Origin of the sequence: Pseudahrensia aquimaris, assembly GCF_042676045.1 — a bacterium.
In the GTDB taxonomy this organism is placed as follows: Bacteria; Pseudomonadota; Alphaproteobacteria; order Rhizobiales; family Rhizobiaceae; genus Pseudahrensia; species Pseudahrensia aquimaris.
Map to the genome: position 1 here is coordinate 31,712 of NZ_JBHTJV010000010.1, position 17,440 is coordinate 49,151.

The window sequence follows — 17,440 nt, forward strand, 5'->3', positions numbered from 1 at the left end:
ATCTGGGAGGAAGAAATGCAACAAATCTGGCATAAGGAATATCCGGCGGGTGTGGCCACTGATGTGGACGTAAGTCAATACGGGTCTCTGGTAGACTTACTCGAAGAGAGCTTTTCCAAATACCGAAACGACAAAGCCTATGTCCTGATGGACAAGTTTCTCACTTACGGCGAGTTGGATGAAAAATCTGCCGCTATGGGAGCTTATCTACAGAGCTTGGGTCTGGAGCGTGGTGACCGTGTAGCGATCATGCTGCCCAACGTCCTGCAATATCCGGTTGCTTGTGCGGCCATCTTGCGCGCTGGCTTTATCGTGGTGAACGTCAACCCGCTTTATACCGAGCGTGAGCTGGAGCATCAGCTTAATGATTCCGGTGCCAAAGCAATCATTATCCTCGAGAACTTCGCGACAGTTTTGCAACAGGTTGTCGCCCGGACACCCGTGAAGCACACAATCGTTGCGTCGATTGGTGAAATGCTCGGCTTTCCAAAGGGTGCGATTGTCAATTTCGTCCTGCGTAACATTAAGAAAGCGGTTCCCGGTTACTCGCTGCCCGGATCGGTTAAGTTCAAAGACGCATTGGCCAAAGGCGCAGGCAAGACACTGCAAAAAGCACAATTGTCGGGCGATGATGTTGCCGTGCTTCAATATACAGGCGGCACGACCGGCCTTTCGAAGGGCGCAACGCTTCTGCACAGTACGTTGATCGCGGCGCTGCTCGCGTCTGAGCAGTGGCTCAAGCCGGGTTTGCAGCGCAAGCCAATTGAAGGGCAAATGACTTTCATTTGTGCGCTGCCGCTCTATCACGTTTTTGCTTTCGTCTCCTGTTCGTTGCTTGCGACAAAGGCCGGCGGCCTGTGTGTGCTTATTCCCAATCCGCGCGACCTTGATGCGTCGATCAAGGAAATGGCCAAATACCGTTTCCACATCATGCCTGCTGTGAACACATTGTTTAACGGGCTTGCGGCTCACCCGGAATTTGCCAAACTGGACTTCTCGCAATTGCGGATCTCAAACGGTGGCGGCATGGCTGTCACGAAAGCTGTGGCGGAGCGTTGGCTTGAAATTACCGGCTGCGCAATTTGCGAAGGCTACGGCCTGACGGAAACAAGCTCAGGCATCACCTGCAACCCAACCAATACTGACGCCTTCACCGGCACCGTTGGTCTGCCGATGCCGGGTGTCCATGTGAAAATGGTCGACGACGATGGTAATGAAGTTCCCATCGGAGAGCGCGGAGAGATCGCGATCAAAGGCCCACAGGTCATGCGCGATTATTGGCAGCAACCGGAAGCCAGCGAGGCGGCCTTTACAAAAGACGGCTTCTTCCTCTCCGGCGACATCGGCATCATGGAGCCCAACGGCTATGCCCGTATTGTGGACCGTAAGAAGGACATGATTATCGTCTCAGGCTTCAACGTTTTCCCCAACGAGTTGGAAGACGTTGCAGGCTCTTGCCCGGGCGTTCTGGAATGTGCCTGCGTTGGTGTGCCGGACGAGAAATCTGGCGAGGCGATTAAACTATTTGTCGTCAAGAGCGACCCGAACTTGAGCGAAGCCGATGTGCGGGCTTACTGCACAGAGCATCTAACAGGTTACAAAAAACCTAAATACATCGAGTTCCGCGACGAGTTTCCCAAGACGAATGTGGGCAAAATTCTACGCCGCGAATTGCGTGATGAAGCAGCGGCGTAGCTGGCCAGCGGAAACAGGAGTGCTTGATAATGGGTGAAAGAAGATCCTTCGCGCAAATGGCTACGATGAAAGATGCGCCTCTCGGCTCGTCCGATTGGGTCACAGTAGATCAGGACATGATCAACGGTTTTGCTGAATCGACCGGCGACAAGCAGTGGATTCATGTGGATGTGGAGCGCGCCAAAAAGGAAAGTCCTTTCGGCGCGCCTGTCGCCCACGGCTATCTGACCCTATCGCTGTTGGCACCTCTGACCATGAATTTGGATATAGCGCCACACGGAACGGTAGCTGCAGTCAATTATGGCTTGGACAAAGTCCGCTTTATTACACCCGTCACCGTCGGTTCCAAGGTGCGCCTGCATGTTCAACTGGTATCCTTCGAGGATAAAGGCAACGGCCAGTATCTGATGACCACCGATAACACGATGGAAGTTGAGGGTGCAGACAAACCGGCAGTCGCCGCACGAACGCTAGCAATGCTTGTGGCAGGCCCAAAGGCCGTCACATAAGAGGACTTTCGAGATGAGTGATAACGAAGGCAAAAAGAGATCAAGTGTCGCTGAGGACATCGCGCAGAGCGCAGCAGAAGCCACGCTAGCGTTGAACCCGATTGTTGGCATGGCAGGCCGCGATGTCTTGAAGGCGTCCGCCACCGTCATGCGCGCCATGGCGACGCAACCTGAAAAAATGGCCCGCCAATGGCTCGATTTGGCTGGCGAGTTCACGAACATTCTTACCAATTCATCAACCACCGAGCCCGACGCCAAGGACCGTCGCTTTGCCGATAAAGCCTGGCAGAAAAACCCTCTTAACAAGGCGTTGATGCAGTCTTATCTGGCTTGGCAGAAAGCTGTGGCTCAAACCGTTGAAGAAATGGATTTGAGTGAGCGTGAAGCGGCGCAGGCAAGGCTTGTTTCATCAATTTTCACTGACGCGATGGCACCATCAAACATGCTGTGGACCAATCCGACCGCGTTGAAAACGCTGGTCGATACAGGCGGGCTGAGCGCTGTATCGGGTTTGAAGAACTTCTTTGACGATATGACCAAAAACGGTGGCTTGCCTTCGTCTGTGGATGCTTCGAAGTTCAAGGTTGGTGAGAATTTGGCGACCTCACCTGGTCACGTGATCTTCAAGAACGAGGTCTTGGAACTGATCCACTACACGGCGAACACTGAAATGGTTCACCCCAAACCGTTCATGCTGGTGCCGCCGCAGATCAACAAATATTATAGCGTTGATCTAGCACCTGAGAAATCGATGATTCAGTTTTTGTTGAGCCAAGGTATCCAGCCCTATTGCATATCGTGGCGCAACCCGACGGCGGATCAGCGTGATTGGACGCTTGCCACTTATATTGAGGCTCTGGACGAGGCTGTTGAAGCGGCCATGGCCATTACAGGCGAGAAGTCCGTCAACATGATGGGCTCATGTTCCGGGGGCATTACGCTTTCTGCCTATACCGCATGGCTGGCTGCGCAGAACAAATCCAAGAAGATCAATTCGCTTGTACTCGCCGTTTGCGTGCTGAACACGGCTGCTGAATCCGACAGTGATTTTGCAGCGCTTGTCTCGCCCGAAAGCGTCATGCTGGCCAAGCAGGCGTCTGCAACGCGTGGTGTTCTGGACGGTCAGGACATGGCCAAAATGTTCGCGTGGATGCGGCCAAACGATCTGATATGGAATTATTGGGTCAACAATTATCTGCTCGGCAACAAGCCGCCGGCTTTCGATGTTCTCTATTGGAACGCTGATACGACCCGCCTGCCAGCGGGACTGCACGCAGACTTCTTGGACATGATTTTCACCAACCCATTCATGAACCCCAACACGCTTTCGCTGAATGGTCACCCCGTTGATATGACGAAGGTGAAGCACGACACGATGATCATTGCTGGAACGACAGACCACATCACACCTTGGAAAGCGGTGTATGAGACAGCTCGGATATTCGGTGATGATACGCAATTTATCTTGTCGAATTCTGGCCATCTCCAAAGCCTGCTGAATCCGCCCGGAAACCCGAAATCCTGGTATGTTGGTGGGCTTGCTAAATCCGACAGCCCTGACGAATGGGCTGAAACTGCTGTCAAAAAAGAAGGCTCTTGGTGGCTTAAATGGGGCAAGTTTTTGCAGGAGCGTTCTGGCGAACCCGTGAAAGCGCCAAAGCAGCCGGGCAACAAGAAATACCCATCGTTGGGGCCAGCGCCAGGGACGTATATATTCGAAGAGTAGGACGACACGCACGGCGCGAGCGCCGATTTTCAGCATCACTTAAACGCAAGGGGCAAGCGTTATGGTTTCAACAACGGTAGACGGATTTTCACCATCGGTACGCACAAAAGCACGATCGAAAAAGAAGGTGGCGAGTGTGCCTGAGGCTTCACAGTCTGAGTGGGCCGAAGGCTACAGCGACATTGAAGTACGCATGATCAATGTTGACGGTCAACTTCTCAAAGTTGCCACGCGCACGCCCAAGGGCGCTGATCCAAGCTTGCCGCCGCTTTTGATGTTCAACGGAATTGGCGCAAATCTCGAAGTCGGATTTCCTTTCCTCTCGGCGCTGGAAAAGTCGTCCAGCATCATTTTTGACGTCCCCGGAGTTGGTGGCTCGCCTATGCCGAAATTGCCCTACCGTCCGCGCACTCTGGCGCGCATGGCAAAACGCCTGATCGAGATTTTGGGCCACGACAAAGTGGACGTATCAGGGGTCTCATGGGGCGGTGGATTGGCTCAACAATTCACCTATCAATATCCCAAAATGGTGCGTCGCCTGATTTTGTGCGCTACCGCGCCCGGTTGGACAATGGTTCCAGGCAAGCCAAGCGTGTTGTCGAAGATGGGCAACATCAAGCGCTATACAACGCCGGGCTATATGCGCGAAATTGCGGCTGAAATCTACGGCGGAGACTTCCGGGGCGACCGCGAACTGATCGCCCCGCACATCAAGGCGATGAAGCCCGCATCCAACGCCGGATACACGTTGCAATTGCTCGGGATGGCCGGTTGGACCAGCATTCATTGGCTGTGGCGCATTCCGCAAAAGACACTGGTCATGGCCGGCACCGATGATCCGCTCATTCCTGTTGTAAACGCGAAAATGCTGGCACGACTCATTCCAAATGCCGAGTTGGAATTGATCGACAACGGGCACCTTTTCTTGGTCACCAGACCGGAAGAGAGCGCGCTTCGGATCGAAGAATTCCTCAAGGGTTAAGCCCGCGTCTTGTCAATAAAGCGACTGGGTTTGGGAGCGCGGCCTACTGGCTAGACTTTCTTAACGCTGATCCCACTTAGCCGGAACGTGATAACAGTTCCCTTCCCACTCCTATGCATGATGCACGCAATGTTAGCGGATCACGGGAGCGGATGATTGGTGGAGATTGCTAGGATCGAGGTCTTCGATCAACTTTTGGGCGCAAGAAAAGATGCTGTGCCCGTCCCTGCTTTTTCGATGGAAATGGCACAGGCCGAAGTGTCGGTGCGCAATATAATAGAACAGCGCGTTGCTCTTGAATGTGATGCACCACTGCTTGCTATTGATCACGAAGCGGCAGCGCCGCTGATAGAACCGGGCCTTGATTTGAGGCTGAAAGACGCCAAGCCCGATGTTGCCAAGGCCAAAAACATTGCGCTCGAAGCGTTCCGGAATAATGCGTTCTTTTTCATCTGGAATGGCGTGCAGGTGGAAAGTCTTGATGAAAAAGTAAACGTCATGCGGGAAAACGAAGCTATTTTCCTGCGCCTCATTCCCCTTCGGGGAGGATGAGATGTTCGGTCGGTTTTCCAAGGGCACCAGCGTCTTTCAACGGCTAAACAAGCTGTCGATTATCGACCCCGATAAAGGCACGGGCATTGAACTCGTAGATGCCATGCTCAAAGACATGCCGGCACAGGTGGCGCAGCCGTCATTGGACTGGGGTGAAGAACGCAGAGTTCTCTTGAACGAACTCAGAAACAGATTCCACACCCGATGGAGCGCGACGATTGAACAATCGGCACCTGAGATCCGTGGGCAGATTTTTTGGCTGCTGAGCCTGCTTAGCTTCCGAGAATACTCTCAGGGATTGGAACCGCCGCCCCCCAGAATCGATGCGGCGGACATTATCATCCAATCGCTTAATTCCCAATGGCACAGGAACACTTACCTGCGGCTTACCCAACACGACGCACGTTTTCTTTTGCAAACAAAAGAAATGCGCGCGCTGACTGCCCCCAATGAGTTTGCCCCCCATGAGTTGCCAAAATCGGGTGAGCCATTGATTGGCATTGCTGCGTTGCTCATTTGTTCTTTTGAGGCTCCCGTTGATAAAGGCCTGCAGAAGGCGATCAACTCTCTGGCGAAGCCGGGACAATCGTTCCAGTGGCAATACTCTGACGAAGGCCGGGAAAACATCGAAAAGCTGGTCAGGTTGACGGGAGAGGATCCTTCCAATCACCCTTGGGTGCAGGCATGGATGCGCAACGTAGAAGGTATCAAAGAAACCGCCAAAAGCCTTCAGTCTGCGGCGCACAGTTCGACGTTGAGGCCTATCTTCGATAAGGTAGTGGACTATATCGACGGCGAAACACGAAACCAGCCAGCAACGGAAAACGCATACGATGAACTCAAAGAACAGTTCATCCAGCTAGCACCCGCCGAAAAAGGCACGACGTTGTGCGAAGTCATTAGGTTGGTGGCAGTGATCGAAGCACAACGTAAGAAAGGAAATCTCAATAATCACACAGCGCGGTATGCAGAGTTTGATCTCCTGCGCGGCATCATTCGGTTTCTAGAAGACAAATATTTCTTTTGTCGTCAGTGTCGGCGAAAAATTTCATTTTCTGCGGACGAGGCTGTAGAAATCAGCCGAAGGATCGTTCGCACGCATCCTAGTGGCAAGAGGTCTGTTCTTGAGGCTGGCTTGAATAGAACCGCGTTAAAAAAACTTGCCAAAGCGCTGCCGAGAGACGACGATGATTTGCGCCATTTCATCTGCCACGATGTGACAACAGAGGATCATAAGATACTGGCCGATGCGTTTTTGACCGATGAAGATCTGCGTGCAGAAAACGACGAGCGGGTTCAAAAAAGTAAGAGCAAGCAGGGCCGCATTGAGATCTTCGAGCAAGATCTGAAATCCATGAAAGTTGGCGCACGCCCAGCCAAAAAGGATATCGCTCTTTTTCAAGCCTTCATCACTGAAGAGACGCAGCCTTACATTCTGGAAAATCTGTCTTTGATCCATGAAGACGTGAAATCACTTCAGACCGAAAATCTGCACGAACGGATCGTTCGAATCGGCACGGGCAAAATGTCCTACAGTCCGCTGATTTGGGCCAGCAGCTTCCTGCCGTCAGATACCGTTGCCCCGTCACTCGCGGACATAGCGATGGATTGCTACAAGCCAAAGCCTGGTAAAGGCTTGACCAACGAAAGAGCAGGCAATGCTTGCCTCTGGGCGCTTGGAAATCTGCCCAAAGGTGCGGGCGCTCCCTACCTCGCACGCATCTTGGCGCGGACGAAATATCCCAAAGTGCGCAAACTTCTGGAAGCGACCCTAACCGCTACCGCGCATGCTGCCGGCATTTCACGAGCCGATCTTGACGAAACGATAGTCCCTGACCATGGCCTGTTAAGCGCCAAAGCCTTACCAGATTTCGCGCAAGGTCGTTGCGAGCTGACATTTGCCGATGGCAAGGCCAAACTCTCTTGGTTCAACGCAGACGGCAAACCGCTCAAAGCGCCCAATGCGGCCATCAAGGATAAAGATTCTGGTGCCATCAAGCGCGCTCGCATGGTTGTAAAGGAAGCCAATATCGACTTGCTGACCCAAAGCAGGCGGATTGAAGGGCTTTACCTGCAAGAGCGTGTGCTTGCCGCAAAAGACTGGCAGACACGCTACAATGATCACGAAACAGTCGGAGTTTTGTCGCGCAGGCTGGTCTGGCGGGCGCAAGGAGAAGCCGGGCAAAGGACCTTCCTTGCCCCCGATGGCAATGCTATTGACCCTGACGGCAACGCCATTGACCTAACCGACACAAAGATATCGCTTTGGCACCCCACCATGTCTTCAGCTGATGAAATCGCGGCATGGCGCGAACGCATCGTTGCTGATGAAATCATCCAGCCTTTCCGTCAGGTGTTCCGCGAAACCTACGAACTCACTGATGCCGAAAGAGAGACGCAGACATACACGAATCGCTTCGCTGGCCACGTCCTTAAGCAACACCAAACGATAGCATTGGCCCGTGACAATGGATGGGCTTGCTCCCACCGCACGGTTTTTGACACACCCGATGATGAGCCTATGCGCATTCTATTGCCCGCACATGGCCTTCAGGCCGAGTTTTGGAACCAAGGGTTCGGCGGCAAGCAAGGTCCAGCACTTGATTCAGGCAGCCTGAAATTCCTCTCCACCGACCGACTTCAGTTTCACAAACTAGATCCCGACGCTCGTTTCAACCGAGGGGAAAAGGTTGCGCTGGAGGATTTGCCTCCAATGATCTTTTCAGAAATGTTGCGCCACTGCGACCTGTTCACCTCAGTGGCGTCGATTGCGACCGATCCCGAATGGGAAGACAGAGGCGATGATGCCCAGCATCCTGATGCTTGGGCTGCTATTGCCAATGAATACTGGCAACGCGCTGTCTCTGCTGATTTAGGCACGAGCGCAAAGATGCGTCGCGATGTAATCGAAATGGTTCTGCCTAAGTTGACCAGCCTGTCGAAGGTCTGTTCGATTGAAGGTAATGTGCTGACCGTGACCGGCAAAAAACACAACTACGCCATCCACATTGGCTCTGGTGCCGTCTGCTTGATGCCGCAAAGGCGACACATCTGCATCGTTCCAGCGGGCTTGCCATCCACAAACACGATCTATCTCCCCTTTACGGGCGATACGACGCTGAGCCTCATCTTATCAAAAGCGAGGCTTTTAGCTGACGACGACAAGATCACGGATCCCGTAATTTTAGGGCAAATCTAGATCTGTGCGGAAAGTTGTGGCGGCTAGACGCTTGAGCCATCAATTCACCGATGGATTGGTCCAACCGCTTGGTGCAAACGGATTGGCGAGCGCGTGCTCCAAAATCTCCAATCGGTCTTGGCCATAATATGGATCGCCATCCAGAATGTAGGTCGGTGATCCAAAAATATTCCGTTCTTTTGCCCACACGCAATTTTCCTGCAACTTTTGCTGAATTGCTTCTGACTCTGCCACAGCGAGAAGTGCATCGGCATCGTGTCCCAGTGTTAAAGCGATCAAGCGCAGCGCTGCACGATCTGATAAATCTGCATCGTATTGCCAGTGTGCCTGCAAAACCGCGTGGGCCATTGCGTCGACCTGCTCCCCGCTGTCACCGAGCGCTATGATCATTCCTGACGCAAGGCTGTAATCGGCGTCATGGTGGGTGGGTCGAAAATTCACGACGGGAACATGACGATATTGCGCCCAGCGCTCGATCTCGCGCCCGAAGAAATAATCAACATGCGCTTGTGTTCGCGCGCGGAACGGAAGACTGCCTTGCGCCTCGACGACAGGCGATAACAGCACTGGTCGATGAACCAATTGCACGCCATGTCTCGCGCAAATTTCCATAAGCCGCTTCGAGCCGATATAGGCAAAAGCGGAATGAGCGGAATAGACGTATTCAATCCGTTGCATTAAAAAAAACTTTGCCTTGTTTGCCAAGCGACCTTCGCAGTCTGACTCAACCGCAGCTTGCAGAACAGCAAAATTTCACCAACGACTATGCCGCATCTATGCGCTAAAATTTCGCAATGCCCTTTGCGCGATGTGTTGTAAGTTCCGCCAATGCTTCTCACCGTTCGCAATTTGGAAAAAACGTTTGCCACTGCAGACGGGGACATCGCGGTTCTGCGCGGTATCGACCTTGATCTGGCGAATGGTGAAACGCTGGCGCTTACGGGTGAATCTGGCAGCGGCAAAAGCACGCTTCTGCACCTGATAGCAGGGCTGGATGCTGCGACCGCGGGCGATATTTTCTTCCAAGGCCAATCATTACAAGATATGGACGACGCCCGGCGTGCGGAACTGCGGCGTGTATCGGTCGGCATTGTGTTCCAGCAGTTCAATCTCATTCCGTCTTTAAACACTCGCGAGAACCTGCGCTTCTATGCGCGACTCGCTGGTCGTGAAGATGCGGCTTGGAGCAATGAACTCGCTGACAGATTGGGCCTTACACATCACCTCGATCACTATCCCGAACAGCTATCGGGTGGTCAGCAGCAAAGAGTAGCACTTGGCAGAACGCTGGCGGCCAAACCTCAGCTCGTTTTGGCCGATGAGCCGACCGGAAATCTTGATGAAGACACTGCCGACCAGATAATAAGCCTGTTAGCCGAGCTCGTTGCGGAAACCCAAACTGGACTGCTTATGGTCACTCACTCCACGCGCCTTGCGTCACGGTTGGATCGGAGACTGCACTTGAAGGCCGGTCGGATACAATGAGCGCTCAACGCGGCCCACTTTTCCTCGCGTTGATGGCGCTGATGTCCTATTGGCGCAAAAATCGCACGCAATTGTTCGCACTCATCATAGGGCTTTCGATGGCCACCGCCATTTGGTCCGGCGTGCAGGCTATCAACGCGGAGGCTCGTGCAAGTTACGACCGGGCCGAAGCCACATTGAGCGCCCAAGGTCTCGCAACCATCACAGCAAAGTCGGGTGAGCAATTGGTTGTCAAAGATTTCGCCGAGCTTCAACGGGCAGGCTGGCGAACGACGCCTGTTGTGCAGGGTCGGCTGCGCGTCGGAACGAGCCGGATCACCTTGCTCGGAGTCGATCCGCTGACATCAAACTTGGGTGTAAGTGGAAACGACAATGCCGCGCAAAGTCCAGAAACAGATGATTTGCAGCTCATGCTGTCCGCAGACAGTCTCGGTTTTGCGTCCCCTGAGACAATCGAAGCATTGGCAGGGACCACTCTGCCAGATGGCAGGGCATTACCGAAGCTGAGAAGCAATCCCAATCTCGGCTTTGGAATCCTGCTGACCGATATCTCTGTTGCCGCTCGCTTGCTCGACACCGGAGACACCATTTCACGTCTCCGTGTTCTCAGAGCGCCGGAAAACGCTGGCCAAATTTTGGCGGATACCGCGCCTCATCTCCTTTACAATCCACCAACCAAGGGCGCTGACGCTGGCAGGCTGACGGACAGTTTTCACCTGAACCTAACCGCCTTCGGATTTCTGTCATTCGCAGTTGGCCTGTTCATCGTTCATGGCACGATTGGTTTGGCGTTTGAACAAAGGCGCAGCGTTTTCAGAACACTGCGTGCGCTGGGTTTGTCGCTCACCTCGTTGACGACCGCGCTGGTGATCGAACTGACGGCGTTTGCGCTGATTGCTGGAGTGTTGGGCGTTGTGCTTGGTTACGTCATCGCGTCCTTTTTGTTGCCGGACGTCGCGGCAACATTGCGAGGCCTTTATGGTGCGCAGATTGATGGAAGTCTTTCGCTGCGTCCCGAATGGTGGTTGGCGGGGCTGGCAATCGTTTTGATAGGAACGGCCGTCGCCGCCGCTTCCAGTCTTTTCAAACTCCGCAACTTGCCAATTTTGGCCACAGCTCAACCCCGGGCATGGGCCATGCGCTCTGGCATTGAACGACAGGTGCAACTGATTGCGGCGATGGCTTTGTTGTTTCTGGCGGCAGCCTTGGCGTTGTGGGGCAGCGGTCTGGTCGCCGCCTTTTTGCTTTTGGGCTCACTCCTTGTCGGCTTTGCGCTTGCATTGCCCACCTTATTTTCTTTGGCTCTTCGTGTGAGCGAAAAATTTGCTTCCGGCCCGCTGGCGCAATGGTTCTGGGCAGATACGCGACAGCAAGTGCCAGGCCTTTCGCTGGCCCTCATGGCGTTGCTGCTGGCGCTTTCGGCAAATGTCGGGGTTGGAACGATGGTTGGTAGTTTCAGGACCACATTTACGGGTTGGCTAGACCAACGCCTTGCTTCTGAACTCTACGTCACCGCAAAAAATAAAGCGCAGGCCGCAGAAATGCGCGAGTGGCTCGAAGGCAAGGCCGACGCTGTGCTGCCAATTTGGAACACAGAGGCGGAAATCTTGGGGCTGAAAGGCGACATCTATGGCGTGACCGATCACGCAACCTATCGCGACAACTGGCCATTATTGTCTGCATCGCCTGATGTTTGGGATCGTGTGACCACAGGCCAAGCCCTGTTGGTGAACGAACAATTGGCCCGCCGGAAATCGCTTTCAGTGGGAGAAGTTCTACCTTTTGCACCGGGGCAGTCGCTGCCAATTGCAGGGGTGTATTCAGACTACGGCAATCCTTCCGCGCAAGTGATGATCGCCAATGGCCTTCTTGAAGAACTCTTTCCACAAGTTCCTAAACGGCGGTTTGGCATCAGGATAGCGCCGGATATGGCGGATGATTTGGCTGCTGAACTCAAAGAGAAATTCGATTTGGGTGAAATGAATGTCATCCAGCAGGACGCCATAAAGCGGGTCTCACTTCGCATTTTCGAGCGCACATTCTCGGTCACCAGTGCGCTCAATGTCCTTACACTCGCAGTTGCAGGGTTCGCCATTTTGACCAGCTTGCTCACACTATCGTCGATGCGGATGCCCCAACTTGCGCCCGTGTGGGCGCTCGGCATCACGCGCAAGCGCCTGGCTCAACTGGAATTGATACGTGCCCTTGTGTTGGCGTTGTTGACAGTGATCTTCGCTCTACCGGTCGGTCTTTTGCTGGCTTGGGTTTTGCTTTCGGTCGTCAATGTTGAAGCGTTTGGTTGGTTGCTGCCGATGCAACTCTTCCCGCTGGACTGGTTGCGCTTGGCACTTCTTGCAATGGCGGCAGCCGGTCTTGCAGCATTCATTCCCGCGCGACGGCTGGCCCGTATTCAACCAGCAGAACTGATGAAGGTGTTCACCCATGAGCGCTAGATTGATCGCATCACTTCTTTTTTGCCTGTTCGGCTTGTCGACGGTGTTGGCCCAAGGTTTTGGCGGCTTGGGAATAGGGCAAGATGGCTATTCAAAGCCCATAAAGGGCAAAGCCTTCGACTTCCCAAAAGACCACGGACCTCACCCCGATTACCGCATCGAATGGTGGTATGTAACGTCTACTCTCAAGGGCGACGACGGTAACGATTACGGTATCCAGTGGACGCTTTTCCGCTCAGCCTTCGCGCCGCCGAGTGATACATCAACCGTTTCGACTTGGAACAACGGTCAACTTTGGATGGGTCACGCCGCGCTCACCAGCGCGACCTCTCACTTCGTTGCGGAAAGGCGAGCGCGGGGTGGGGTGTCACAGGCTGGCGTTCGCGCTCAACCGTTTTCAGCCTGGATAGATGATTGGGAAATGACGGCTGTATCAGACCAAACAGAAGGAATCTCACAGGTTAAACTCGCCGCCAACGGCGAGGGTTTTTCTTACGATCTCAGACTCGACGCCAATGGCCCTTTGGTGCTTCACGGCGACAAGGGCTATTCTGTCAAATCACCGGACGGGCAGGCGAGCTATTACTTCTCTCAACCCTTTTACCGTGTGAGTGGCGCACTCCGGATCGAGGGCAAATCCATACAGGTTACTGGCGAGGCGTGGTTGGACCGCGAATGGTCGTCCCAACCGCTTTCGGAAACTCAAACGGGTTGGGACTGGGTTTCTCTGAGCTTCGACAGCGGCGAAAAGCTCATGGGCTTTCAAGTGCGCACCAAAGACGGCGCACCATTTACATCCGCTACATGGATAAGCGCTGACGGCACTCCAACCGCCTTTGGCGATGGCGCGTTGAAGATGACGGCGTTGAAAACTGACGAGGTGGCCGGGCGCAGGGTGCCCACTGGCTGGCGCGTGGAACTGCCACAAAAAGATGTGGACGTCGAAATCAGCGCGCTCAATCCAGACAGTTGGATGGCGACGAGTATACCGTATTGGGAAGGCCCGGTTTCCATAAAGGGAACTAAAGCCGGGCGGGGCTATCTGGAAATGACCGGGTATTGAAGCGCAGCACAGCCAGCCAAATCATGGCCAGTCTGCGAAGGTTCGATCGGATTCGGAGTTCTGTCTTTGTGCACGGCCTCTCATCTGTTTTCGGTAGCGGCCGGGTGGCATTCCGGTTTGAGTTTTGAAAAATGCAAAGAATTGGGGTGCGCTGGGGAAGCCCAGATAGTCGGCGATCTGGCCCAGCGTCATTTGTGATTTGGCCAGCAATGTCTCTGCTTCAAATGCAAGACGTTCCTGAATGAGTTTTTTGGGGGCTTTGTTGAGCACGCGGGTACAGATGTCATGCAGATGATCCGACGACACGCCCAGTTCCTGCGCATAGCGCGATACTGGCCAGCGTTCGCGCATGTGTGTCTCCAGACTTTGGCGAAAACTTTCCAGCAAAAGCGCTGACCCCGTTGAAGCATTCTCATCAAAATGGCCTTGAGAAAGATTGCGCCAAATGGACACCAGCACGATGCGTAGATGGGCCTCGATGATGGTGTCCATACCTGCGGACGCTTGCTCCAATTCCCGCAAAATTGCGTTCAGACTGCTGTGAACGATTTGCAGCATGTCCTGCATGTTGGTGAGATTGATGGTCAAACGCCGTGACGACATCAACCGCAAAGACGCAGCCTCCGGCTTATGTCCGATCGAGTTTGATAGAGTGGTCGCGTCCAACACAATCAAAATGCCAGTGCTGCCTGCAGAAGCTCGCAGCCGGGTGTCGGCCTCGACCGGGAGCCAGACGAGGGCAGGGGCGCTAATTGTTTCCTGAGTTTCCGGCGTAATGCGGTCCAGACTCCCAGTTGTCAGCAGCACGCATTGCCAGGACTTGGTTTGAAAGCTGACGAGGCCACCCAAAAATTTTGCCTGAAGCGGACTGATGATCAGCTCTGCAAACACGCTCTGCTGATGCCGTTGATCTGCTGTAGGAGCTATTTTGTCGCTGTTCATTCCCAATTATTCATAGCATTAGCCCAATTTTCAATATTTTTTTCTCCCCGCAACATGATCAGGCTAGGGAAGGCCAACTGAGATCGGCCCGTTGTTCAGTTTGTGTGGAGGTCTTCATGCTGTGCAACATGGGAGGACAAATGCAGCTTTTTGAACGAAGCGCCGTGCCGAACGGCGCGGCATATTCGCTTGATATGAGCGATTGGACGGCCGATGCGGACGCCGCAACGGCACGGGCCGCTGCTGCGTTTTTGGCTTGGTCTCAAATGGTGCCTGTTGAGCGTGCGGCGCATCTTCGTGCTATGGCGGAAAGACTGGGCTCCCGACGACAAGATTTTGTTGATGTTTGCGCCACTGAAGTGGGGGCGTCTGAAAGCTGGACATTGTTCAACGTCAATCTTGCATGCCAGGTGTTGCGGCATGCAGCAACACTAACGCCGCTTCTGGAAGACAAAGTCACCCGCAATGATGAGGCCGGAACGTCTTCCATCGTGCGTCGCCAGGCAACCGGCGTTGTGTTGGGCATAGTGCCGTGGAACGCGCCGATCGTTCTGGGCGTGCGGGCCATTGCTAGCCCGCTTATTTGTGGCAACACGGTCATCATGAAGGGCTCTGAGTTTTGCCCACGAACCCATGAATTGCTGGTGGAAGTCCTCAACTCGGCCGATCTGCCGGAAGGCGTTTTGAACTGCGTAATCGGGGAGGCGCACAATACATCCAAAATTGTGTCTCACTTAATCTCCCACCCATCTGTACGACGTATCAACTTCACCGGATCAACCCGTGTGGGCCGAGACGTAGCGGTGGAAGCCGCCCGACACTTTAAGCCAGCTGTCCTTGAACTCTCCGGCAAAGCGCCGTTGATCGTTCTGGCCGACGCAGACCTTGAAGCAGCCGTCGAAGCGGCGTGCTTCGGAGCCTACTTCAACCAGGGTCAGGTGTGTATGTCGACAGAATGGATCGTTGTGGTTGATGCCATTGCCGATCAATTTGTCAGTCTGCTGGCTCGCCGTGTAAGCCAGATCAAGGCTGCAGACCCAGCTGGTGATGATGCCGAATTGGGGCCAATGATAAGCACGGATGCCGTCATGCGCGTTCGTGGCTTGATTGATGATGCCATTGAAAAAGGTGCAAGCCTGCTCGCCGGTGGCGAGAGTGAAGGTGTCGTGATGCAGCCGGTATTGTTAGACCGCATCGCATCCAACATGCGCATCTTTAGTGAAGAGAGCTTTGGACCCGTCGCCAGCGTGCTGCGGGTGACCGATGCAGAGGAGGCAATATCTCTCGTCAACGGTTCCCGCTTCGGTTTAAGCGCAGCAGTCTTCAGCGAAGACATGGATCAAGCTCACGCCATCGCAGACCGGCTGGAATGCGGAATTGTGCAGATCAATGGTCCAACCGTTCACGACGACCCCGCCATGCCCTTCGGTGGCATGAAGGATAGCGGTTACGGTCGTTTCGGCGGCGAATCCGCCATTGAGGCTTTTACAGAATTGCGCTGGATCGCAACCCACGACACGGGGCGCACGCCACCGCTTTAAACCAAGACTGCGCGGTCTCGGCAGTGCCTATCAATCACGACTTTAACAGGAGGAACTTTCAATGAAACGCAGACATCTCTTAAAAGCCACCGCAGCGCTGGTGCTTTCCAGCGCCGTCATGGCGGGTGCAGCTCTGGCCGATACAATCCGCCTTGGTGCCGTCGCACCGAAGACCGGCCCTCTCGCCGGTGGCGCAACCGTTACCCAGTGGCCGACAATTAAATTATGGGTTGAGCAGACCAACGAGGCCGGTGGCCTGATGGTCGATGGAAAGAAAATGAAGATCGACCTGATCGAATACGACGATCAGACCAATCCCGGCGAAACCATCAAAGCCGTTCAGCGCCTTGCAACGCAGGATGACGCCCATTTTATCGTCGCGCCTTACGGTACGGGTTTGAACCTTGCTGCTGCTCCATTGTTTGATCGCTACGGCTACCCGCAAATCGCGGTTTCCGCCATTACTGACCAACAGGCTGACCTGTCGAAGAAATTTCCGAACATGTTCTTTACGCTAGGAACCACGTCGGCACTGGCTGGCGATGTTGTGAAAGTCTTGAGCGATATGCGCGCTGCGGGTCAGTTGGGCGACAAAATTGCGATGGTCAATGTTGCTGATGCTTTCGGTATTGAATTGGCCACAGCAGCGCGTCCGCTCTTTAAAGAAGCAGGCTTCAACATTGTTTACGACACGTCCTATCCACTGGGCACGCAAGATTTGTCGCCCGTGATTAAAGCGGCTGCGGCCGCTGAACCGGATGCCTTCGTTGCATGGTCTTATCCGCCAGACACGTTCGGTCTGACTGAACAGGCGATTATTGAAGATCTGAAGGTGAAGGCTTTCTACACCGCCGTTGCCACTCCATTCCCGGCCTATGGTGGTCGTTTCGGTGCGGCAGCTGAAGGTGTTCTTGGTGCCGGTGGCGTGAATCCGGAAAGCCCCGCTTTCAAGGAATATGCAGCAGCGCATGAGAAAGTGACCGGCGCAAAGCCCGACTATTGGGCTTCAGCCACGACTTACGCTTCGCTGCAAATTCTTGGTCAAGCCATTGAAGCCGTTGGCCTCGACCGCAAAGCGGTAACCGAGCATCTGAAAGCCAATACGTATGAAACCGTGCTTGGTCCGATCAGTTTTGACGAGAACAATTCAAACCAGGCTTTCTGGACCGTTGGTCAGTGGCAAGGTGGCGTGTTCCGCGGTGTTGCCTCGCGCAACCGTGACGGCGCAGTCCCGGTTATTCTCAAAGACGGCTGGAAGTAACACCAATCCTGTTGGGGGAGCCATCCGGCTTC

13 protein-coding genes are annotated in these 17,440 nt (G+C 54.1%); 11 read left to right on the forward strand and 2 right to left on the reverse strand.

Annotation, left to right across the window (positions count from 1 at the left end; genetic code table 11):
• Positions 1 to 15 precede the first annotated feature (15 nt).
• The 6 genes from ACFQ14_RS11965 (at position 16) to ACFQ14_RS11990 (ending at position 8,663) form a co-directional block, all read left to right on the forward strand.
• A complete protein-coding gene (locus ACFQ14_RS11965) occupies positions 16 to 1,695 on the forward strand; it encodes a long-chain-fatty-acid--CoA ligase (RefSeq protein ID WP_377212987.1) in 1,680 nt (559 codons plus the stop codon).
• Positions 1,696 to 1,724: 29 nt separating this feature from the next.
• Positions 1,725 to 2,204, forward strand: coding sequence for a MaoC family dehydratase (locus ACFQ14_RS11970; protein ID WP_377212988.1), 480 nt, complete (start codon positions 1,725 to 1,727; stop codon positions 2,202 to 2,204).
• Positions 2,205 to 2,217: 13 nt separating this feature from the next.
• On the forward strand, positions 2,218 to 3,930 hold the full coding sequence (locus tag ACFQ14_RS11975) for an alpha/beta fold hydrolase (RefSeq protein WP_377212989.1): 1,713 nt from the start codon (positions 2,218 to 2,220) through the stop codon (positions 3,928 to 3,930).
• 61 nt (positions 3,931 to 3,991) lie between these two features.
• Complete coding sequence (gene phaZ, locus ACFQ14_RS11980; protein ID WP_377212990.1) at positions 3,992 to 4,912, forward strand: poly(3-hydroxyalkanoate) depolymerase; 921 nt, start codon at positions 3,992 to 3,994, stop codon at positions 4,910 to 4,912.
• 156 nt (positions 4,913 to 5,068) lie between these two features.
• The gene (locus ACFQ14_RS11985) at positions 5,069 to 5,464 is read left to right on the forward strand and encodes a hypothetical protein (protein WP_377212991.1); all 396 of its coding nucleotides are present in this window, start codon (positions 5,069 to 5,071) and stop codon (positions 5,462 to 5,464) included.
• 1 nt (position 5,465) lies between these two features.
• Positions 5,466 to 8,663 carry a DUF4132 domain-containing protein gene (locus tag ACFQ14_RS11990; protein WP_377212992.1) on the forward strand — a complete coding sequence of 1,066 codons (3,198 nt, stop codon included), beginning with the start codon at positions 5,466 to 5,468 and terminating at the stop codon, positions 8,661 to 8,663.
• Positions 8,664 to 8,702: 39 nt separating this feature from the next.
• Here ACFQ14_RS11990 and ACFQ14_RS11995 read toward each other — a convergent pair whose 3' ends face one another.
• Positions 8,703 to 9,341: a 2-hydroxychromene-2-carboxylate isomerase gene (locus ACFQ14_RS11995; protein WP_377212993.1), complete on the reverse strand. Its 639-nt coding sequence runs from the start codon at positions 9,339 to 9,341 to the stop codon at positions 8,703 to 8,705.
• A gap of 150 nt (positions 9,342 to 9,491) precedes the next feature.
• On the opposite strand from ACFQ14_RS11995, the gene ACFQ14_RS12000 reads away from it, so the two are divergent.
• The 3 genes from ACFQ14_RS12000 to ACFQ14_RS12010 are packed head-to-tail and all read left to right on the forward strand — an operon-like array spanning position 9,492 to position 13,664.
• On the forward strand, positions 9,492 to 10,148 hold the full coding sequence (locus ACFQ14_RS12000) for an ABC transporter ATP-binding protein (RefSeq protein WP_377212994.1): 657 nt from the start codon (positions 9,492 to 9,494) through the stop codon (positions 10,146 to 10,148).
• Positions 10,145 to 12,601 carry an ABC transporter permease gene (locus ACFQ14_RS12005; RefSeq protein ID WP_377212995.1) on the forward strand — a complete coding sequence of 819 codons (2,457 nt, stop codon included), beginning with the start codon at positions 10,145 to 10,147 and terminating at the stop codon, positions 12,599 to 12,601. The genes ACFQ14_RS12000 and ACFQ14_RS12005 overlap by 4 nt, the downstream gene beginning before the upstream one ends.
• Entirely contained in the window at positions 12,591 to 13,664 is a 1,074-nt protein-coding gene (locus ACFQ14_RS12010; RefSeq protein ID WP_377212996.1) for a lipocalin-like domain-containing protein, read from the forward strand. The genes ACFQ14_RS12005 and ACFQ14_RS12010 overlap by 11 nt, the downstream gene beginning before the upstream one ends.
• Before the next feature lie 21 nt (positions 13,665 to 13,685).
• On the opposite strand, the gene ACFQ14_RS12015 is transcribed toward ACFQ14_RS12010, so the two are convergent.
• Positions 13,686 to 14,606, reverse strand: coding sequence for a helix-turn-helix domain-containing protein (locus tag ACFQ14_RS12015; RefSeq protein WP_377212997.1), 921 nt, complete (start codon positions 14,604 to 14,606; stop codon positions 13,686 to 13,688).
• 140 nt (positions 14,607 to 14,746) lie between these two features.
• Here ACFQ14_RS12015 and ACFQ14_RS12020 point away from each other — a divergent pair, with 140 nt between their 5' ends.
• Positions 14,747 to 16,147, forward strand: a complete 1,401-nt coding sequence (locus tag ACFQ14_RS12020) for an aldehyde dehydrogenase family protein (RefSeq protein ID WP_377212998.1) — start codon at positions 14,747 to 14,749, stop codon at positions 16,145 to 16,147.
• A 61-nt stretch (positions 16,148 to 16,208) separates the two neighbouring features.
• Positions 16,209 to 17,408, forward strand: a complete 1,200-nt coding sequence (locus tag ACFQ14_RS12025) for an amino acid ABC transporter substrate-binding protein (protein WP_377212999.1) — start codon at positions 16,209 to 16,211, stop codon at positions 17,406 to 17,408.
• Positions 17,409 to 17,440 lie beyond the last annotated feature (32 nt).

What these genes read in the sequence shown, in the direction of transcription:
- ACFQ14_RS11965 (WP_377212987.1), top strand. Translation starts at nt 16, where the DNA reads ATGCAACAAATCTGGCATAAGGAATATCCGGCGGGTGTGGCCACTGAT.
- ACFQ14_RS11970 (WP_377212988.1), top strand. Translation starts at nt 1,725, where the DNA reads ATGGGTGAAAGAAGATCCTTCGCGCAAATGGCTACGATGAAAGATGCG.
- ACFQ14_RS11975 (WP_377212989.1), top strand. Translation starts at nt 2,218, where the DNA reads ATGAGTGATAACGAAGGCAAAAAGAGATCAAGTGTCGCTGAGGACATC.
- phaZ (WP_377212990.1), top strand. Translation starts at nt 3,992, where the DNA reads ATGGTTTCAACAACGGTAGACGGATTTTCACCATCGGTACGCACAAAA.
- ACFQ14_RS11990 (WP_377212992.1), top strand. Translation starts at nt 5,466, where the DNA reads ATGTTCGGTCGGTTTTCCAAGGGCACCAGCGTCTTTCAACGGCTAAAC.
- ACFQ14_RS11995 (WP_377212993.1), bottom strand. Translation starts at nt 9,341, where the DNA reads ATGCAACGGATTGAATACGTCTATTCCGCTCATTCCGCTTTTGCCTAT.
- ACFQ14_RS12000 (WP_377212994.1), top strand. Translation starts at nt 9,492, where the DNA reads ATGCTTCTCACCGTTCGCAATTTGGAAAAAACGTTTGCCACTGCAGAC.
- ACFQ14_RS12005 (WP_377212995.1), top strand. Translation starts at nt 10,145, where the DNA reads ATGAGCGCTCAACGCGGCCCACTTTTCCTCGCGTTGATGGCGCTGATG.
- ACFQ14_RS12010 (WP_377212996.1), top strand. Translation starts at nt 12,591, where the DNA reads ATGAGCGCTAGATTGATCGCATCACTTCTTTTTTGCCTGTTCGGCTTG.
- ACFQ14_RS12015 (WP_377212997.1), bottom strand. Translation starts at nt 14,606, where the DNA reads ATGAACAGCGACAAAATAGCTCCTACAGCAGATCAACGGCATCAGCAG.
- ACFQ14_RS12020 (WP_377212998.1), top strand. Translation starts at nt 14,747, where the DNA reads ATGCAGCTTTTTGAACGAAGCGCCGTGCCGAACGGCGCGGCATATTCG.
- ACFQ14_RS12025 (WP_377212999.1), top strand. Translation starts at nt 16,209, where the DNA reads ATGAAACGCAGACATCTCTTAAAAGCCACCGCAGCGCTGGTGCTTTCC.